The organism is Spirosoma endbachense (assembly GCF_010233585.1).
Taxonomy (GTDB): Bacteria; Bacteroidota; Bacteroidia; order Cytophagales; family Spirosomataceae; genus Spirosoma; species Spirosoma endbachense.
This window is the reverse complement of the sequence record NZ_CP045997.1, coordinates 3,040,190-3,054,810: the sequence shown is the minus strand read 5'-3', so window position 1 is coordinate 3,054,810 and position 14,621 is coordinate 3,040,190. Positions and strand designations below refer to the sequence as shown.

The following is a 14,621-nucleotide window of genomic DNA, read 5'->3' as shown; positions in this document are numbered from 1 at the left end:
CTTTTATTTTGAAACTATCATTTTTCGGGCGAGCATACCGTAATCGGTTTCAAGGCGGTATACGTAAAATCCGGGAGGAATATCCTGCATCGAAGCCGTAATGGTATGTTGACCGGCCTGAAAAGTGCCTTCTGCCAGCATTTTGATCGATTGGCCGCTTAGATTAAATAAGCGAAGAGTTGCTGCTGCTGATTTGGGCAAACTGAACGTAATCTGTGCGGCCTGAGTAACCGGATTAGGAGCATGACTGAGGTCGAACGGAATCGCCGGGGTCAGATCTTCCGTAGCCGTAATCACAAACGGGTCCGACACATTCGAACAACCACCGATCGTAACACGTACTGAATAGCTACCAGCCCCAGGTTTTATGCTTTGGGTCGTAGCATTCGGAATAGGTACCCCTTTCAACAGCCATTGGTTGCCGGTTGCACTGCTGGATGTAAGACCATTGGGGCCGAGTGTAATTGTCGGCTTGGGGGGAGTGCTACCGGTAGCGACAGTAACTTCAGTGGATAAGACACTGTTGCAGCCGCTGGCATTTCGCACCGATACGGTGTATTGGCCCGCCATAGTCGTACTGATACTGGCCGTTGACTGCGCCAGAGGAATACCATTCTGATACCAGAAGTAGAGGCTGTTGCCAGCCGGGGCCGTCAGCGTAAGCGACGAACCTGGGCAGATGGTCAGGCTACCGCTGGCCGTAATCGTCGGTTTTGGAGGCAGTGTGGTGCAGTTAACATTCGTCTTAAGCTGGGCCAGAACAGTAGCCCGGCTGCTGGTTGCCAGGGCAAAAGGCTTGCCCATATAGGTCGCCTGTCCCTCCCGGACACTCACCGCCGTTTGGCCTTCTGCCCGCCTTGCCATGTAGTCGAAATAGGAAATTTCTTCAGCTGTCAGGATCTGTTCTGACATCAGAATTGTGGCCGATTTAAACTGTTTCTGGCTCTGGGCCGCGGTAGGTGTACGGACACCTGTTATGGCCAGTAAATCGGAGATCTGGTAGCTGTTGAAGGCCGATTTGGGGAAGATCGTACCACTGGTAATCGTCGTGTTAACGGTCTGATCTTTGAAAATCAGGGCTGGTGTTTTCACGTCGGTGGCGGGTATCAAACCCATCAGGTACAACTCCCACTGATTGAAGTCCAGGCCACCAGCCGTAGGATTTCGGTCGATCCGATAGCCAGTAGGTACTTCGGTAAACGTATACGGAAACAGGCTACCTTCACTCGATCCGGGGACACTGAGACCCATGACACCGGATGCCAGATTGGATACTGGCCAGTGTGGAACGCCCTCTTTCAGGAATGTAGTCGATAGATAGTTGATCCACTGATGGCCCATTTCATGGATGTAACCATTGCTGGCTCCATCAAACAGACTGGGTACCGGAAAGACATTATAGCCCAGCAAGCGACCTTTACTGCCAAACTGTGAGGTATTATTGAAAAGAGTCAGGCCAATGCCCTGAACAGTATTGGTTATGTTGTTGTGAAAGCGATTACCTGCGTAACCCGGAACCAGAACATAGTTTATAAAGTCGAACTCGTCGGGGTGGTATTTATAAAATGTCTGATTGGCGCTTAATTTCTGGTTGTCGGTTGGTGCCTGGATGGTAGAAGGAACAACGACATTGAAGATGTAGTCGGTGTATTGCGTCGTATTATCAATCTTTTTCGGTTGTATTAGCGGCATCGCTGTTGTCAGGAGGTTGATTGATGTAGTGACCTGAACAACCTGTTTGCCGCTTTCCAGTACCCGCGTATAGCCGACAAACGGATCGGTCCAACTGCCTTTAGGGGGTGCAACAACGGCCGAGTAAATACCGTCATTCGCTAGTTTGTCGCCATTAGTACCTTTGTCGTTGAGGGGTTGAGTAGCCTGCGTTGCGTCCATATAAAGGTTTACCGCTGAAGCTATGCCTGTAACTACTACTTCAAACAGCACATTTTGGGTGCTGTTCTGCTTTACTACCGCTGGTGTAAACGCGTATCGAATTGCACCAGTAACGGATGGCTTATGACTTTTCTGTACGAGCATACCGAGGTCATTGAAGCAACCCGGAGGAGGAGCCTGGCCGTAACCGATCATCCGAATGGCAAGAAGTAACCCGATTAAAATTCGTAGCGGTTTTTTCATAATGAACCCCTGCCATTTTATAGAAACCTGGGGTGAAGATCCGAATTAATGAAAGAACATAAAAAGAGCTATTGGCCCAGCTTTCTGCTGAGTTATTTCGTAAACGGTGTTTACGCGACAATAAACGTATACTTGTCTATGAATCAGTAAAATAGCCGCGAACTCCGTGCCAAATTAATAAGCAGGTAACGAAAAGGATTGACGGAAACTAAAAATGGCCACTCACTGAGTGGCCATTTTTAACTATACAATTTATAGAGCTAGTTCTTTCTCGGTCACAATCGTCAGAACTTCAGGATCTTTAAGCCTTGTCGCTAATCCGAGGGTCTTCGGAACCTCGTAATGAAAGAAGAATTTCATGGTGTGAATCTTCCCTTCAAAAAAGGCCAGATCATCTCCCTGTGGATTCTGAGTTAATAAGGCCCGCCTGGCTACGATCGCTTGTTTTAGCCATTGCCAGGCCACAACAATGATACCAAATAATTCAAGGAAAAGCGTTGCATCGGACAGATACCGTTCAGTATCGCCCTTTATGGCGTAAGGCATCAGGCTCATGACTACGTCCTGCGTACGCTTAAGTTCAGCGCTGAGCTGATCGGCGTAGGGCTTGAGATCGTCGTAGGCGCTGGCTTCGGCAATGGTCCTGCTCATTTCGGCAAAGAGCAATTGCGGAGCCTTGCCACCTTTTGTTGTCATTTTACGACCCAGCAGATCCTGCGCCTGAATGCCGGTTGTTCCTTCGTAAATCGGCGTAATCCGGATATCGCGGTAGAGCTGCTCGACCGGGAAATCTTCCGTGAAGCCGTAACCACCAAACGTCTGTAAACTCTGGCTTACTGACTGAACGCCCATTTCAGACGGATAACTTTTAGCTACCGGCATCAGTAGATCGAGTAACAGAAAGGCATTTTCTTTCTCTTCGCCCTCAAGTACGTGACTCAGGTCATATAGTTTAGCCACCTGGACCAGTAAAGCGAGTGCCCCCTCGGTAACGGCCTTCTGAAATAGTAGCATCCGGCGAACGTCCGGATGATTTATAATTGGCGTCTGGGGAGCGTCTAATAGGTTTTTCTCGTTCAGTCGACGACTTTGCGGGCGTTCTTTGGCATATTGCAAAGCCTCGTAATAGGCTGCCGTCGCAATAGCTGCGGCTGTCATGCCAACCCCAATCCGGGCCTCGTTCATCATCTGGAACATATAGGGCAATCCGTGATGTGGTTCACCGACAAGATAGCCTATCGTGTTATCGTTCGACCCCATCGTCAGGTGCATTGCCGGAACGCCCTTCTGGCCCATTTTATGGTAAACACCCGTCGATACGACATCATTATCTACAAAACCACTGGGCGAATCGCTGGCAGGCCTATACTTTGGTACGACAAATAACGAAATCCCTTTCGTGCCTTTGGGTGCGCCGTCAATACGGGCCAGCATAAGGTGAACAATGTTGTCGGCAGCGTCGTGGTCGCCAGCCGATATGAATACTTTCTGGCCCTTAATCTTATAGGTGCCGTCGGGTAGGGGAGTGGCCGAAGTTGTTACATCCGATAGCGATGAACCTGCCTGTGGTTCAGTCAGGGCCATCGTTCCCTGCCAGGTGCCGCCCAGCATGTTCGGTACGTAAAACGCATTCAGTTCGGGGTTTCCAAAGGAGGTAATCAGGTGAGCCGCGCCCGAGGAAAGGCCAGCGTACATCATCCCGTTATTGGCCGCCATCAGAATGAAACCAACCAGTGAGTTAACCATTTCGGGAAGCTGCTGACCGCCGTGGTCGAACGAGAAACCGGCCCCAATCAGACCCGCATCGCCCATTGCTTTCAGGAACTCTTTAATTTTGGGATGAACGGTTACCCGTCCATTTTTGAGCTCGGGCTGGTTTCTGTCGATTTCCTTCAGATAGGGGTGCATCAGCGTGTCGGCAATGTAGGTCGCCGAATCGAGCACCAGATTGAATGTTTCGCGGTCGTGAGCGCTGAAATAATCGTATTGAGTAAGTTCTTCAGCTTTAAATACGTCGTGGAGCAGAAACTGGAGATTGCGTTTGCTGAAATACGTTGTTGCCATGTCAGGAATAGTCTGGGTACAAATTTTGGTATGCTTGCATACGGCCAGTCAGTAAAAATACAGTTTTTACTAAACACTTCTCTATAAGCTGGTAAGGTCATTTTTGACCCCTAGCAAGTGAAACAGTAAGCAAAACGCTAAAAAAAATTAAGCAGCAGTTCCTGCCAGCCATTCACTCGTTAAATTTATAAACATCTTTCGGAGATTTCCCCTGTTTCAACTTCTGTTGTCTGCCGTTACTAAAAGTCGGTTGGTTCGCCAAAACCGCTTTGGTTACACTACAGTATTTTGGGAGGGTCAGCCCAAAGTGAGCGAGTACAAAGACCGGGACGGCAACACCCAAATTAACTTTGGGTACGGTGTGCAGCATCGAATTATTGAGTTCAGGAGTCGCTGAAAATATACCCGCTTCAACGCCGAAACCAACGCCAGATTTATCGTCTCAACCGGTGTTGACGGATACGGCGGAAACCGGTTGAGACGATAAATCTGGCGTTGGTTTCGGAGACTGAAAAAGACTGTATTTTCGTCAGACTTTACTCATGACTTACCACCAGACTTGTTACTAGACTATGACACATAAAACAAAGACAGCCGTACTCCCACCCGACAACACGCCAAAACCGGAGGCCAAATCGAATCTGAAAGCGGGCAAGGGGATTTTTAAAGGAAAGATGGTTAATAAGCCGTCTGTCTGGAAAGAGGACTTATATCCGGCCAAGTAATGAGGTACCTGTTAGATACCCACATCCTGGTATGGCTCATTACGGATGATAAACAGCTCAAGCCAGCCATTGAAACCATTTTGTACGAGGAGCAAAACGAGTTTTATGTTAGCCTGGAAAGTTTGCGGGAAATGGTGATTAAAACGAAGCTGAACAAGGGAGCCTTTATATTGCCGCAAGGCTTTACCATTTCTGTTATTGCTTCGCTGTTGGTAAGCACATTAAGGATTAAGTCACTCGGTCTGACACTAGCCCATATCCAACGGCTCGAAGAATTAAATCCGGAGCATAATGACCCGTTCGACCATCTGTTAATCTGTCAAGCCATAGAGGAGCGGTTAATCATGATCAGTCATGATGGTAAGTTCCCGTACTACCGACAACACGGTTTAAAATTGTTAGCGGCTTAATTAGTACCGCTCATTCCTGCAAGCCTGTTCAGAAATGGACGGGCTTGCTGCTATTGGCACATTGACTACTAGACCTTTTTGTTAGTATTCACGTAATGCTTTATCATTACAGCAGTTAATTATACAACAGATTTCCGGCTTCACACAAACAGCCCAACGGCTCTACTACTATGGAATTACAACGCATTTTGGACGCGGACCTAATGACACATATGCTGTTTTTAGGGGGACTTGTTGCTCTGATTAGTTTGGTCTTGCTTGAGGCTAAAGATCAAACGCGGCAACTAGCCTGCTCACTCTCGAGTGGTGAAATGATAGGTTTATATTATCCTTTGGAGAATGGTATCGATCTGTTTATTTGTAAAACTGGCCGGGACCAAGCCAGACTAATTGTTAATTTAAGCAAAAAACTAGTGAATCGCTCTACTGAAGTTAAGCAGGTTTTAGACATTGATGCTTTTCAAATGGTCTGTGGTGAACCATTTAATCCCTTCAAGCTATATACAAAACTAATCTCATCGACGGCTTGTATCTACCCGATGTATCATAACACAGGCATAATTGGAAGTAATACCGATACGAGAATTTAAAGCTCTTGAATTTACATAAAGTTCACATATACAATAATAGAAGGCTGCAATCCATATTTGCTTAATCACAATCATAAAGCTGAAGACTGTAATTAATGCTCCTATCGAGAAATGTTTCGATTTAGCTAGAAATATTGATTTGCATCAGCAGTCAACCGAAAAAACCAAGGAACGAGCTGTTGCTGGTAAGACGAGTGGGTTAATTGAAAAAGGAAATTTTGTAACTTGGGAAGCTATTCATTTTGGGATAAAGCAACGACTTACGGTATCTATCGTTGAGATGAATTACCCCTACTACTTTAATGATAAAATGGTCAAGGGGGCATTCAAAGAGATGAACCATAGCCATTTTTTTGAATTCGAGCAGGGCAAGACATTGATGCGGGATGAATTTACTTATCAAACCCCCTTCGGCATTTTGGGGGCAATTTTTGACAAGCTGATTTTGAGGACTTATATGGAAAAATTCCTCATTGAGCGTAATAGGATACTTAAAAATGTAGCCGAATCAAATGAGAGTAATCTCATAATATAAGTCTGGTGGCTGTAGCAAAAGTTGTGACTGATTTCAGCTTTTGGGTTCAATTCTCTGTTTTCTGGGTAAAATTTAAGAGCATGATGGGCAATAGTCGAGCCTACCAATCGCCTTTCAGAGTTTTGCAACAGCCACGAGCGTTTACTGAGCGAAAGCCCTAAACTCATTGCTCTTGATTATCTATTCATTTGCTTACAGAATTGTACCGTGGAGTAGAAATAGAGAAAGTATATTTTATATAACTTTCTGACACTGTTCAGGAAGTTACGGAACACTGTTTTAAGATGAATATTTTATCATTTAACTAAATCGATTATGAAAGTTAAAGTAATCTTAACGTTTTTACTTTTAACCACTTGTTTTGCTGTGTTTAGTCAGGAAAAGCACAACACGGCTGTTGTTGAAAAAGGCTTAATTAAAGTATCTGTCATGTACCCTTATGCCGAAGGTAAAACCTTTAATGTAGAGTACTATGAAACCAAGCACATGCCCATGGTAGCCGGGTTTTTAGGATCAAATTTGGTTAAATACACCATTGAAAAAGGGGTTGCCAGCGGTATTCCTAATCAACCACTGCCTTTTATGGCTATTGGCACATTTTATGTAAAAAGCCTAAGTGACTATCAAGCGGCTATAGGACCAAACAGAGACGCCATTCGTGCAGATTTTCCAAATTACACCAATGTAACGCCTGTCATTTTGGTAAGTGAGGTGGTAAAGTAAATAAGGGTGTAGCTAGAAAAGGGAACGTAACGGCGGACAAATTGTCTAGACTTAGTTCTATAATTCTGTTTGCATACAGCCAATTGTAAGATGCTCGCTCAATGGCATGAAAGGAGCGCTTATCTGAGGCAGTATGATAGATATGATTTCATCAGACATCTTAATCAGTTCAAAATGGATTTATACCTATAAATTGTGAATGCTCATAGAAGGCTTTTGGTGGTTGTTTAAATCATGGCTAAAACCTCGAAAAAACATAAATTATCTTAAATAGCTTGTAAACAGGACTTTACTAAAATGATTGGTTGTAGATTGTCATCCATAACAAAGCACAATCAATCGACTATGACCAGAGCGTTTTGGAAGTATTATATTGACTTAACCAAGTTTAATTTGGGTTTGTCCTTATTAGTCACGTTCGTCACTAGTCCAGCAGAGGGCATTCTGTTGTTTCTAACCGGGGGTATGCTGCTCAGTCTCATTGCCTATGAATATTTTCATAGGAATGAATACTACCTCTATTACAATGTAGGGCTTACCAGAGCGCGTCTAATGCTAACAGCATGGTTCTTTAATCTAGGCCTTTCAGCTGTAGTAGGAGCCTTTTTATTAAGCTGATATGCTCTTGGAGGTAAAGAAGATCGAGAAAAATTTCGGTACGCGAGCCATCCTTAAACAGGGAAGTCTCGAGTTAAGAACGGGTGAAACAGTCGGCATTTTTGGGCGCAATGGTGCTGGAAAATCCACCTTAATGAAGATCCTATTCGGAACGATGAGAGCGAATGCCAGCTCACTCTATATTGATTCTATACCATTCAACCCGAGCACCAATATTGCGGGTAAACTAATTGCCTATCTTCCCCAACATAGCTTTTTACCACGTGGCCTCAAAGTCAGGGACCTCATTCCTCTGATCATTTCAGATGGGGAAAGACAAAATCAGGTATTTTATTCCCCCGGCGTAGCCTCATTTGACAATCAACGTATTGGATCACTTTCTCTTGGCATCCTAAAATACCTTGAGTTTCTTTTGTTAGCTTACCTGGACCACCCCTTCTTAATGCTGGACGAACCTTTTTCAATGATCGATCCACTTTATCACGAGATAATAAAAAAAGTTATTCTCTCGCTAAGAGCCAGCAAAGGTATACTTGTGACCGACCATTACTATGATACTGTATGGGATGTAACGACCAGGAACTACGTACTGGTTGATGGGTCATTATCCTTAATTAAAGCAAAGGACGATTTATCGACATACGGCTATTTACCAGGGCGTAAATAATTCAAAGGTTTCACATCCAGCCGTAACAGGTATAATAAGAATTAGCCGTTTTCTTAGCTGTTAAGCAGTCAAATCCTTTTTAAAAATATATACTATAAAGCTTATCGTTTTATGTAGGCGCTGTGGTATTCATTCAGAAAGAGCGGCTAACCTAAACGTACAGGGCTTTCTTATAAAAACGGCAAGGAGCAGTTAGCCATACCTTTGTGGTTCTCTAGACTACAAAACCATGACTGTCGCTCCCTGCTTGGCTAAACCTACAACATTTTTCCAACTTCTTGACCACGCTACTCCTATCGGTGGTCGTGTCTCGTTTGACCCATTTCGCAATTGTCCGGCGAGTGGTAGCAAACTGTTTGGCCAGTGCAGGATAGGTGTAGTTTCCGGTTTGATAGAGTCGTTTGATTTCTTGCCGCTGCTTTTGGGTCAAGGCGGCATTCGTATGAAGTTTCATCAAAACCATACCGAGCAAAATTTAAGCCAGATAACAATCTAATCACGCAATACAACTACGAGTTACAAAATCTCATTTAATGCTCCTTCAAGAGACGAAGGGGCTTTCATAAGTCTGTTCCCTAAATAGGGCGTTATTTGATAGACAAGAAGTAAATTCAATTTAAAGTCGTTGTTTTGGGCTGAAGAAGGGCCCATAAACTCTCTGATTGATCGGATTAAATGAGCAGAAGCGCTGCGCAGTAAAAGCTGATCAGCAGACCTGCTTTTACTGCGCAGCGCTCAAAGGCCCCCCCAGAATTTTCAGCCCCAGTTCTTCGTGTAGGGCTACTACTTCATCCACCGAGGGTGGAGTGGGATAAGCACTCAATCGCTCAAAAAGTATTTCTACCTTGTCGGTTGGATTCACCATGAAGAGCATGGCCCCCCGCTCGCTAATAGTCAGAAACGCGTGAGGCATATTCCGGGGGATAAATAGGGTATCTCCTGCCTTCACGATACAGCGTTTGTCGCCGGTTTGAAATAAAAATTCGCCTGAGGTAATAAAGAAGGTTTCATCTACCTGGTGAGCGTGTAATGGGGGCCCTTCGTGTTTTTGGTATTCAGCCTCGAACACGCTTAGCTGACCAGCCGTATCGGCCCCTGCAACTTTCAGGTAAACGGCCATGCCTAAGACATTGTAAGGTTGGCTAGTGCGGCTCTCGAACGATGAAAGTACAAATGAATCCTGCATAATGATGACGGTTTGATGGATCTGATATTTATCCCTACAAAGGTCATATCACGTGGCTGATAACAGTGGTAAAAAAACGCAGTTCTATACCCCCCTGAAATGAAACGTATCGGCAATCTTTAACCGCCGTTCCGGATTTTGGTTACTCTCCCGAATCAGCGCGTTCGGAGCTGTTCCGGCAAACTGTTTAAAGTCTTTCACCAAGTGTTGATAATCGGTATAGCCCGTCTGGATGGCTACGCTGAGCCAGTCGAGGTCAGGATAGAATTCTTTCAATTCGTAGGCCTGATAAAACCGGCAGATCCGGGCATAGTATTTTGGGGTGATACCAATTTGCCGCACAAACAGATTTTCAAACTGGCGAACGCTTAAGCAGGCCTGGTCGGCTACCCAGGCCAGGTTGAACCGTTGTGGATTGGCCAGAATCAACCGTCCAATTTGATCAATGGGGCGACTAGTGTGTTTTATCTGAGCGATTTTTCGGGCAAAAAAAGTGTCCAGAATGGGTGGAATGGATTCGTAGTCGGGTGCATTGGCCAGCCGGTCGTTGACTTCCTTTATGGCCGAACCAAAAATGACCTCGGCGTCAATTTGCTGATGGACCAGCTCATTCATGGGGATGCGGGCCAGGTGAAACAAGCCACCCGGCTGGAATCGCACATGCACCATCTTAAACTCGTGCGGCAAATGAAAATTCTGCCGGGAATCGGGTTGACCAAATACGTAGGTCTTGGCCGGTTTGTTACCGCTCTTCAATTCCGGACTTTCCGCAAACAGGTTACCCAGAATCTGAAACGTGATTCCTTCTTCGGGATTGGTCGGGTACGCTTTTACAGGAGCTGCCACGGTTGGGTCAAAGGCCATGTGGAGCAGCAAATACTCTTTGACGTAGTTGCCGACAAAAGAAGCGGGTTTAATCCGTTTGCAAATCATCGCTCAGCGGTTAGTTCAGAGAAAGCAAAGCTATGCCGGGCCTTTTCAAGGGCTTCTTCAGCGAGTTCGAAAAGACAGTGACCGTTAAAACCTTGGCCACTAAAGATACTGATTATCTGTCTATTTGGCATCAGCCAAGTGTTTCCAGCCCGTGCCGTCAGTACCTGCCCGACGTGCCTGACAAGTATCCTCAACGACTGAGAAGCGCAAGGAGTCCTTCGCAAAAAAAGCGAATCGATAACGCCCCTGATAGTTGACGTTGCAGTTGGCGTCATTCATCTGGTAGATGCCGTTTTGTACCCGGTATTGTCCATTGGCAAACGTTTTCCCTTTGGAAGTTAGTGTGAACGTACCGTTGGGTCGGATTGTCCAGACCCAGACACCTTTCGGGAAGGTATGCTCCCAGCGGCCAACCAGGCTTTTCGGTGGGGAGGCTACCCCTCCTGGATACGTTGTTAGAAAAGCCGTTGTTGCAGCACTCATCGTGCAGAGGCTAAGGAGAAGTACTACTATTTTCATGGTTGTGCAGTTTGGGGAAACAATCGGGTGATTACCGGCACAAAACTGCGGTACATGAAGCAGAACTTAGTGGTAAAAAAACGCAGTGTTGCAGCCTATTGCCCACCAGCCATCGGGCAGTCCTTTGGTAGATTGAGCTGTCATTTCCGCGTATGGAAGCCTAGCAACTAGAAAGTAGGGAGGTCCCCTAAAAACGCTCCTACTTGAGACGATAGAATCTACATGCATATGCTTCAAGAAATGGGCGTTTTGTGAAATGCAGCAAATAGAGAGATGGACGAGGCATCAAGGATACGGAATTCATGACTAACTACTTCTCAAGCCCTCTTAATAGTTATATGATCCTTCGCCTACGAAGCGAAAAAGCAAACTGCCTGACTAGCTACTAGGCCAATCGCATCACACTTGGCAGCTCCTTCAACTTGGTTGGGTGACCCTAGCCTGATCAGTTAAAAACGGACAGTACTGTCCGGCAGTGGACATCGGCCTATTTGAATTAAAGCTTTAGCGGCAGCTAAAGGCATTTTTCTGCCTTGGTACAGTCCTTGCCATAACCAAGGTAAACGCTAGTTATCATTCAGTACCTCCCTTATGAATAAGTGCTTACTCCTTACTCTGCTTCTCGTACTTGCCCTGACCTGCCAAGCCCAGCGACCCTCCTTCCGATCCTACCAAAAACTTAAGGAGTTCCAGGGACTTTACCAATCCCAAAATCGAACCACGCTCAAGCTTGCGGCTTCGCCCCGAGATTCGCTCCTCTATGCGATTATTGCCGAGAGTCGCTACCCCCTGTATCCCATTGGCGATGACCTATTTCGAAATCAACGTAAAGATACCATCCGATTTCAGCGAGACCCACAAGGGAAAGTTATCGCCTATTGGGTCAACCAACAACAATTCCGCCAACTCAGTGATACGCTGCGGTTCCCCATCCAAATGTGGTATCCCCGGATAGGGCAATCAGACCAATCCTACAGCTATCACCCACCTATTGCTGACCAAGACGGGTTGAGAGTGGGCGGTCTTCAACAATCGGGCTTAGATTCTACCCTGCTAACGACAATGATTCAACAAATTGTTAAGGGCACTTATCCCAATATTCATTCTGTTTTGATTATTAAAGATGGTCGGTTGGTGGTTGAAGAGTATTTTTATGAATACAGCCAACATCGTCTCCATCAACTTCGCTCAGCCACCAAAAGCTTTATTTCCGCTTTAACCGGTATCGCCATTGATAAAGGGCTCATCAAAAGTGTGCATGAACCGGTCTTACCCTTCTTCCCCGAATACCAGGTTAGCAACAACTCGGATATCAAACGAACCATTACCATTGCCCACTTATTGGCTAACCAAAGTGGTTTAGACTGTGACATTACCAATGCGCACGCAGTAGGTACTGAAACCCAGATGGATTATTCAGCGGACTGGGTAAAATATACGCTGGATTTGCCCATGAGTGATGTGCCTGGAGGCAAAGGGATGTATTGCTCAGGTAATCCGATTACGGTAGGCCGTATCGTTGAAAAGCAGGCCAAGTTATCCCTGCCTGAGTTTGCCCAACAAACGTTATTCGCTCCCTTGGGCATCACCCAGTTTGATTGGCACTTTCAGCCTGATTCGTCGAGTGCTGAAACCTACTGTCAGCTTTCGTTGCGTCCCCGGGATATGGCTAAGTTTGGCCTTTTATATTTAAATAAGGGCCAGTGGCAAGGCAAGCAACTCATTTCACAGGACTGGATTACCACCTCGTTAACCAAACACTCCGTGGTACAAAATGTAAATTATGGGTATCTGTGGTGGTTAAAGTATTTAAATGCGGGCGGGCGTCGTTTCGATGGGTTTGCCGCCCAAGGCAATGGTGGCCAACGGATCTACATCTGGCCTGAGCAAAACATGGTGACGGTGATCACGGGGGGCAATTTTAATCAACAGTCGCCTGCTGACGAACTCTTGGCTAAGTACATCTTACTGAGCTTTACCAATCACTGATAATGGCTCGATTTGACTTTTTCTTCCAAGTCATCACTGAATAGTCCATAGTTTATATCGGGGAGATTGTCTGCATCTACTTGAACAAAGAGTCTCAATCCCACGAAAACGCTCCTTTTTGGAATTATGAAGCATGATTTGTGCTTCATTTATAGGTATTTCGTCCTATTATTCGGGCATATTGGAAAACGGACAACACGGAGAGTTTACGTTTAAGTGCAACTCTTGACTCTTATATTGCGACTTTCCCTGACCTTATCCGGTTTACCAACCTATAATGAGAAATTTGCTCTTGGTCGTCACTCTCCTGTTGCTAAACAATACCCTACTTGCTCAGTCGGTTACTCCTGATGGGTACGGGTTAAAGGAATTTTCAATCCATGACCAGAAATTAGGCCTGATCCGATTTTATGTCGATACTGTAAATATCCGCCGAAAAGCACCTTTATTGATTGAAGTCAACGGAAGCGGCGGGCTTCCCTTATGCCTTTATATTCAGGGAAACAGATTTGTAACAACACCGATCACATTCAATGAAGAATTATTCAGCAAGACAAAAGATCGGTACCACTATATCATCCTGGGCAAACCGGGCACCTCTTTTTGTGACACATTGAATCTCGATCTAAGTGTATCAGCGTACCAAAAGAATCCGTCGCAGGTTTTATTTGCCTTTAAGCCCTCCGACGAATACACGAAACGACTTAGTCTGAATTGGCGCGTGCAGGCCACCCAAACGGTTATCAGTTATTTACTTAAACATGGCTTTTGGGATCAATCAAAAATCGTGGCTTTGGGCTACTCCGAAGGTGGCCAGGTGGTTCCTTCCTTAGCGGTTGAAGACAAGCGAGTTACTCATATTGCTCCCATTGTGGGAAGTGGACTGAATCAACTGTATGATGGAATCATGAATTGGCGCATCAAAGCAGCCAAAGGTGAACTAACTCCGCAGCAGGCACAGGATAGTGTGGAGGCTTCCTTCAGAGGGATTGCTGAAATTTATAAAAATCCGACTGCGACGGATAAAGAAATAGGCGGCCATTCTTACCTGCGTTGGGCCAGTTTCGGTACGGTCGTTCCCTTTGAGCAGTTACGCAAGCTATCGATTCCTATCTACATGATTGCTGCCAGCCAGGATGGGAGTTCTCCCATTTACGGGCTGGATTATGTGCGACTTGAGTTTCTGCGTTTAGGAAAGACCAATTTAGTATATGATACCTGCGTAGGCTGTAATCATTATCTAGTTAGTCCAGAAAGCAGTAAGACAGTTGGCCCCAGCTATATTGATAAAATTCTGGCCTGGGTCCAACAAAAATAGGTATTGAAGTATAGCTAGTCGTTACTACGGCGTGTTTTGCTCTCCTGACTTGGTCTCGCAAAATCCTTCTAAGTGAGACGAAAGGACTACTTCAAAAAAAGGGCATTTCAGGAGACGGTAAAATAAATCGATGAAGTCAGCTAGTTGCGAGAAAAAGTATCAGCCAAATACGACGACTCAGACATTCAGCCGCTGCTTCCCTGCAAAA

At 45.5% G+C, this 14,621-nt stretch carries 14 protein-coding genes; 8 read left to right on the top strand and 6 right to left on the bottom strand.

Translation table 11 applies throughout. The annotated features are described in order from the left end of the window. Positions 1-3: 3 nt before the first annotated feature. Both GJR95_RS12120 and GJR95_RS12115 read right to left on the bottom strand, forming a co-directional pair. The gene (locus GJR95_RS12120) at positions 4-2,136 is read right to left on the bottom strand and encodes a choice-of-anchor X domain-containing protein (protein WP_162386114.1); all 2,133 of its coding nucleotides are present in this window, start codon (positions 2,134-2,136) and stop codon (positions 4-6) included. 252 nt (positions 2,137-2,388) lie between these two features. Then, positions 2,389-4,200: an acyl-CoA dehydrogenase gene (locus GJR95_RS12115; protein WP_162386113.1), complete on the bottom strand. Its 1,812-nt coding sequence runs from the start codon at positions 4,198-4,200 to the stop codon at positions 2,389-2,391. A 572-nt stretch (positions 4,201-4,772) separates the two neighbouring features. On the opposite strand from GJR95_RS12115, the gene GJR95_RS12110 reads away from it, so the two are divergent. From GJR95_RS12110 to GJR95_RS12085, 6 genes are all read left to right on the top strand, one after another. Next, the gene (locus GJR95_RS12110; protein ID WP_162386112.1) at positions 4,773-4,925 is read left to right on the top strand and encodes a hypothetical protein; all 153 of its coding nucleotides are present in this window, start codon (positions 4,773-4,775) and stop codon (positions 4,923-4,925) included. Continuing rightward, positions 4,925-5,335, top strand: coding sequence for a type II toxin-antitoxin system VapC family toxin (locus tag GJR95_RS12105; RefSeq protein WP_162386111.1), 411 nt, complete (start codon positions 4,925-4,927; stop codon positions 5,333-5,335). Before GJR95_RS12110 ends, GJR95_RS12105 begins: the two co-directional genes overlap by 1 nt. Before the next feature lie 170 nt (positions 5,336-5,505). Then, complete coding sequence (locus GJR95_RS12100) at positions 5,506-5,925, top strand: hypothetical protein (RefSeq protein ID WP_162386110.1); 420 nt, start codon at positions 5,506-5,508, stop codon at positions 5,923-5,925. 139 nt (positions 5,926-6,064) lie between these two features. Next, positions 6,065-6,460, top strand: coding sequence for an SRPBCC family protein (locus GJR95_RS12095; protein ID WP_232541160.1), 396 nt, complete (start codon positions 6,065-6,067; stop codon positions 6,458-6,460). A gap of 315 nt (positions 6,461-6,775) precedes the next feature. Then, complete coding sequence (locus GJR95_RS12090) at positions 6,776-7,183, top strand: EthD family reductase (protein ID WP_162386109.1); 408 nt, start codon at positions 6,776-6,778, stop codon at positions 7,181-7,183. Positions 7,184-7,802: 619 nt separating this feature from the next. Then, entirely contained in the window at positions 7,803-8,468 is a 666-nt protein-coding gene (locus GJR95_RS12085) for an ATP-binding cassette domain-containing protein (protein WP_162386108.1), read from the top strand. A gap of 214 nt (positions 8,469-8,682) precedes the next feature. Here GJR95_RS12085 and GJR95_RS42790 read toward each other — a convergent pair whose 3' ends face one another. From GJR95_RS42790 to GJR95_RS12065, 4 genes are all read right to left on the bottom strand, one after another. Continuing rightward, positions 8,683-8,922, bottom strand: a complete 240-nt coding sequence (locus tag GJR95_RS42790) for a helix-turn-helix domain-containing protein (protein WP_394370002.1) — start codon at positions 8,920-8,922, stop codon at positions 8,683-8,685. A 267-nt stretch (positions 8,923-9,189) separates the two neighbouring features. Further along, positions 9,190-9,654 carry a cupin domain-containing protein gene (locus GJR95_RS12075; protein WP_162386106.1) on the bottom strand — a complete coding sequence of 155 codons (465 nt, stop codon included), beginning with the start codon at positions 9,652-9,654 and terminating at the stop codon, positions 9,190-9,192. 84 nt (positions 9,655-9,738) lie between these two features. Further along, positions 9,739-10,587 carry a helix-turn-helix domain-containing protein gene (locus GJR95_RS12070; RefSeq protein ID WP_162386105.1) on the bottom strand — a complete coding sequence of 283 codons (849 nt, stop codon included), beginning with the start codon at positions 10,585-10,587 and terminating at the stop codon, positions 9,739-9,741. Positions 10,588-10,707: 120 nt separating this feature from the next. Next, a complete protein-coding gene (locus tag GJR95_RS12065; RefSeq protein WP_162386104.1) occupies positions 10,708-11,106 on the bottom strand; it encodes a hypothetical protein in 399 nt (132 codons plus the stop codon). Between the two features lie 591 nt (positions 11,107-11,697). Between GJR95_RS12065 and GJR95_RS12060 the strand changes: the two genes are divergently transcribed. Together GJR95_RS12060 and GJR95_RS12055 are read left to right on the top strand one after the other, a co-directional pair. Then, positions 11,698-13,095, top strand: a complete 1,398-nt coding sequence (locus GJR95_RS12060) for a serine hydrolase domain-containing protein (protein WP_162386103.1) — start codon at positions 11,698-11,700, stop codon at positions 13,093-13,095. Between the two features lie 277 nt (positions 13,096-13,372). Beyond that, positions 13,373-14,413 carry an alpha/beta hydrolase family protein gene (locus GJR95_RS12055; protein WP_162386102.1) on the top strand — a complete coding sequence of 347 codons (1,041 nt, stop codon included), beginning with the start codon at positions 13,373-13,375 and terminating at the stop codon, positions 14,411-14,413. Positions 14,414-14,621: the final 208 nt, after the last annotated feature.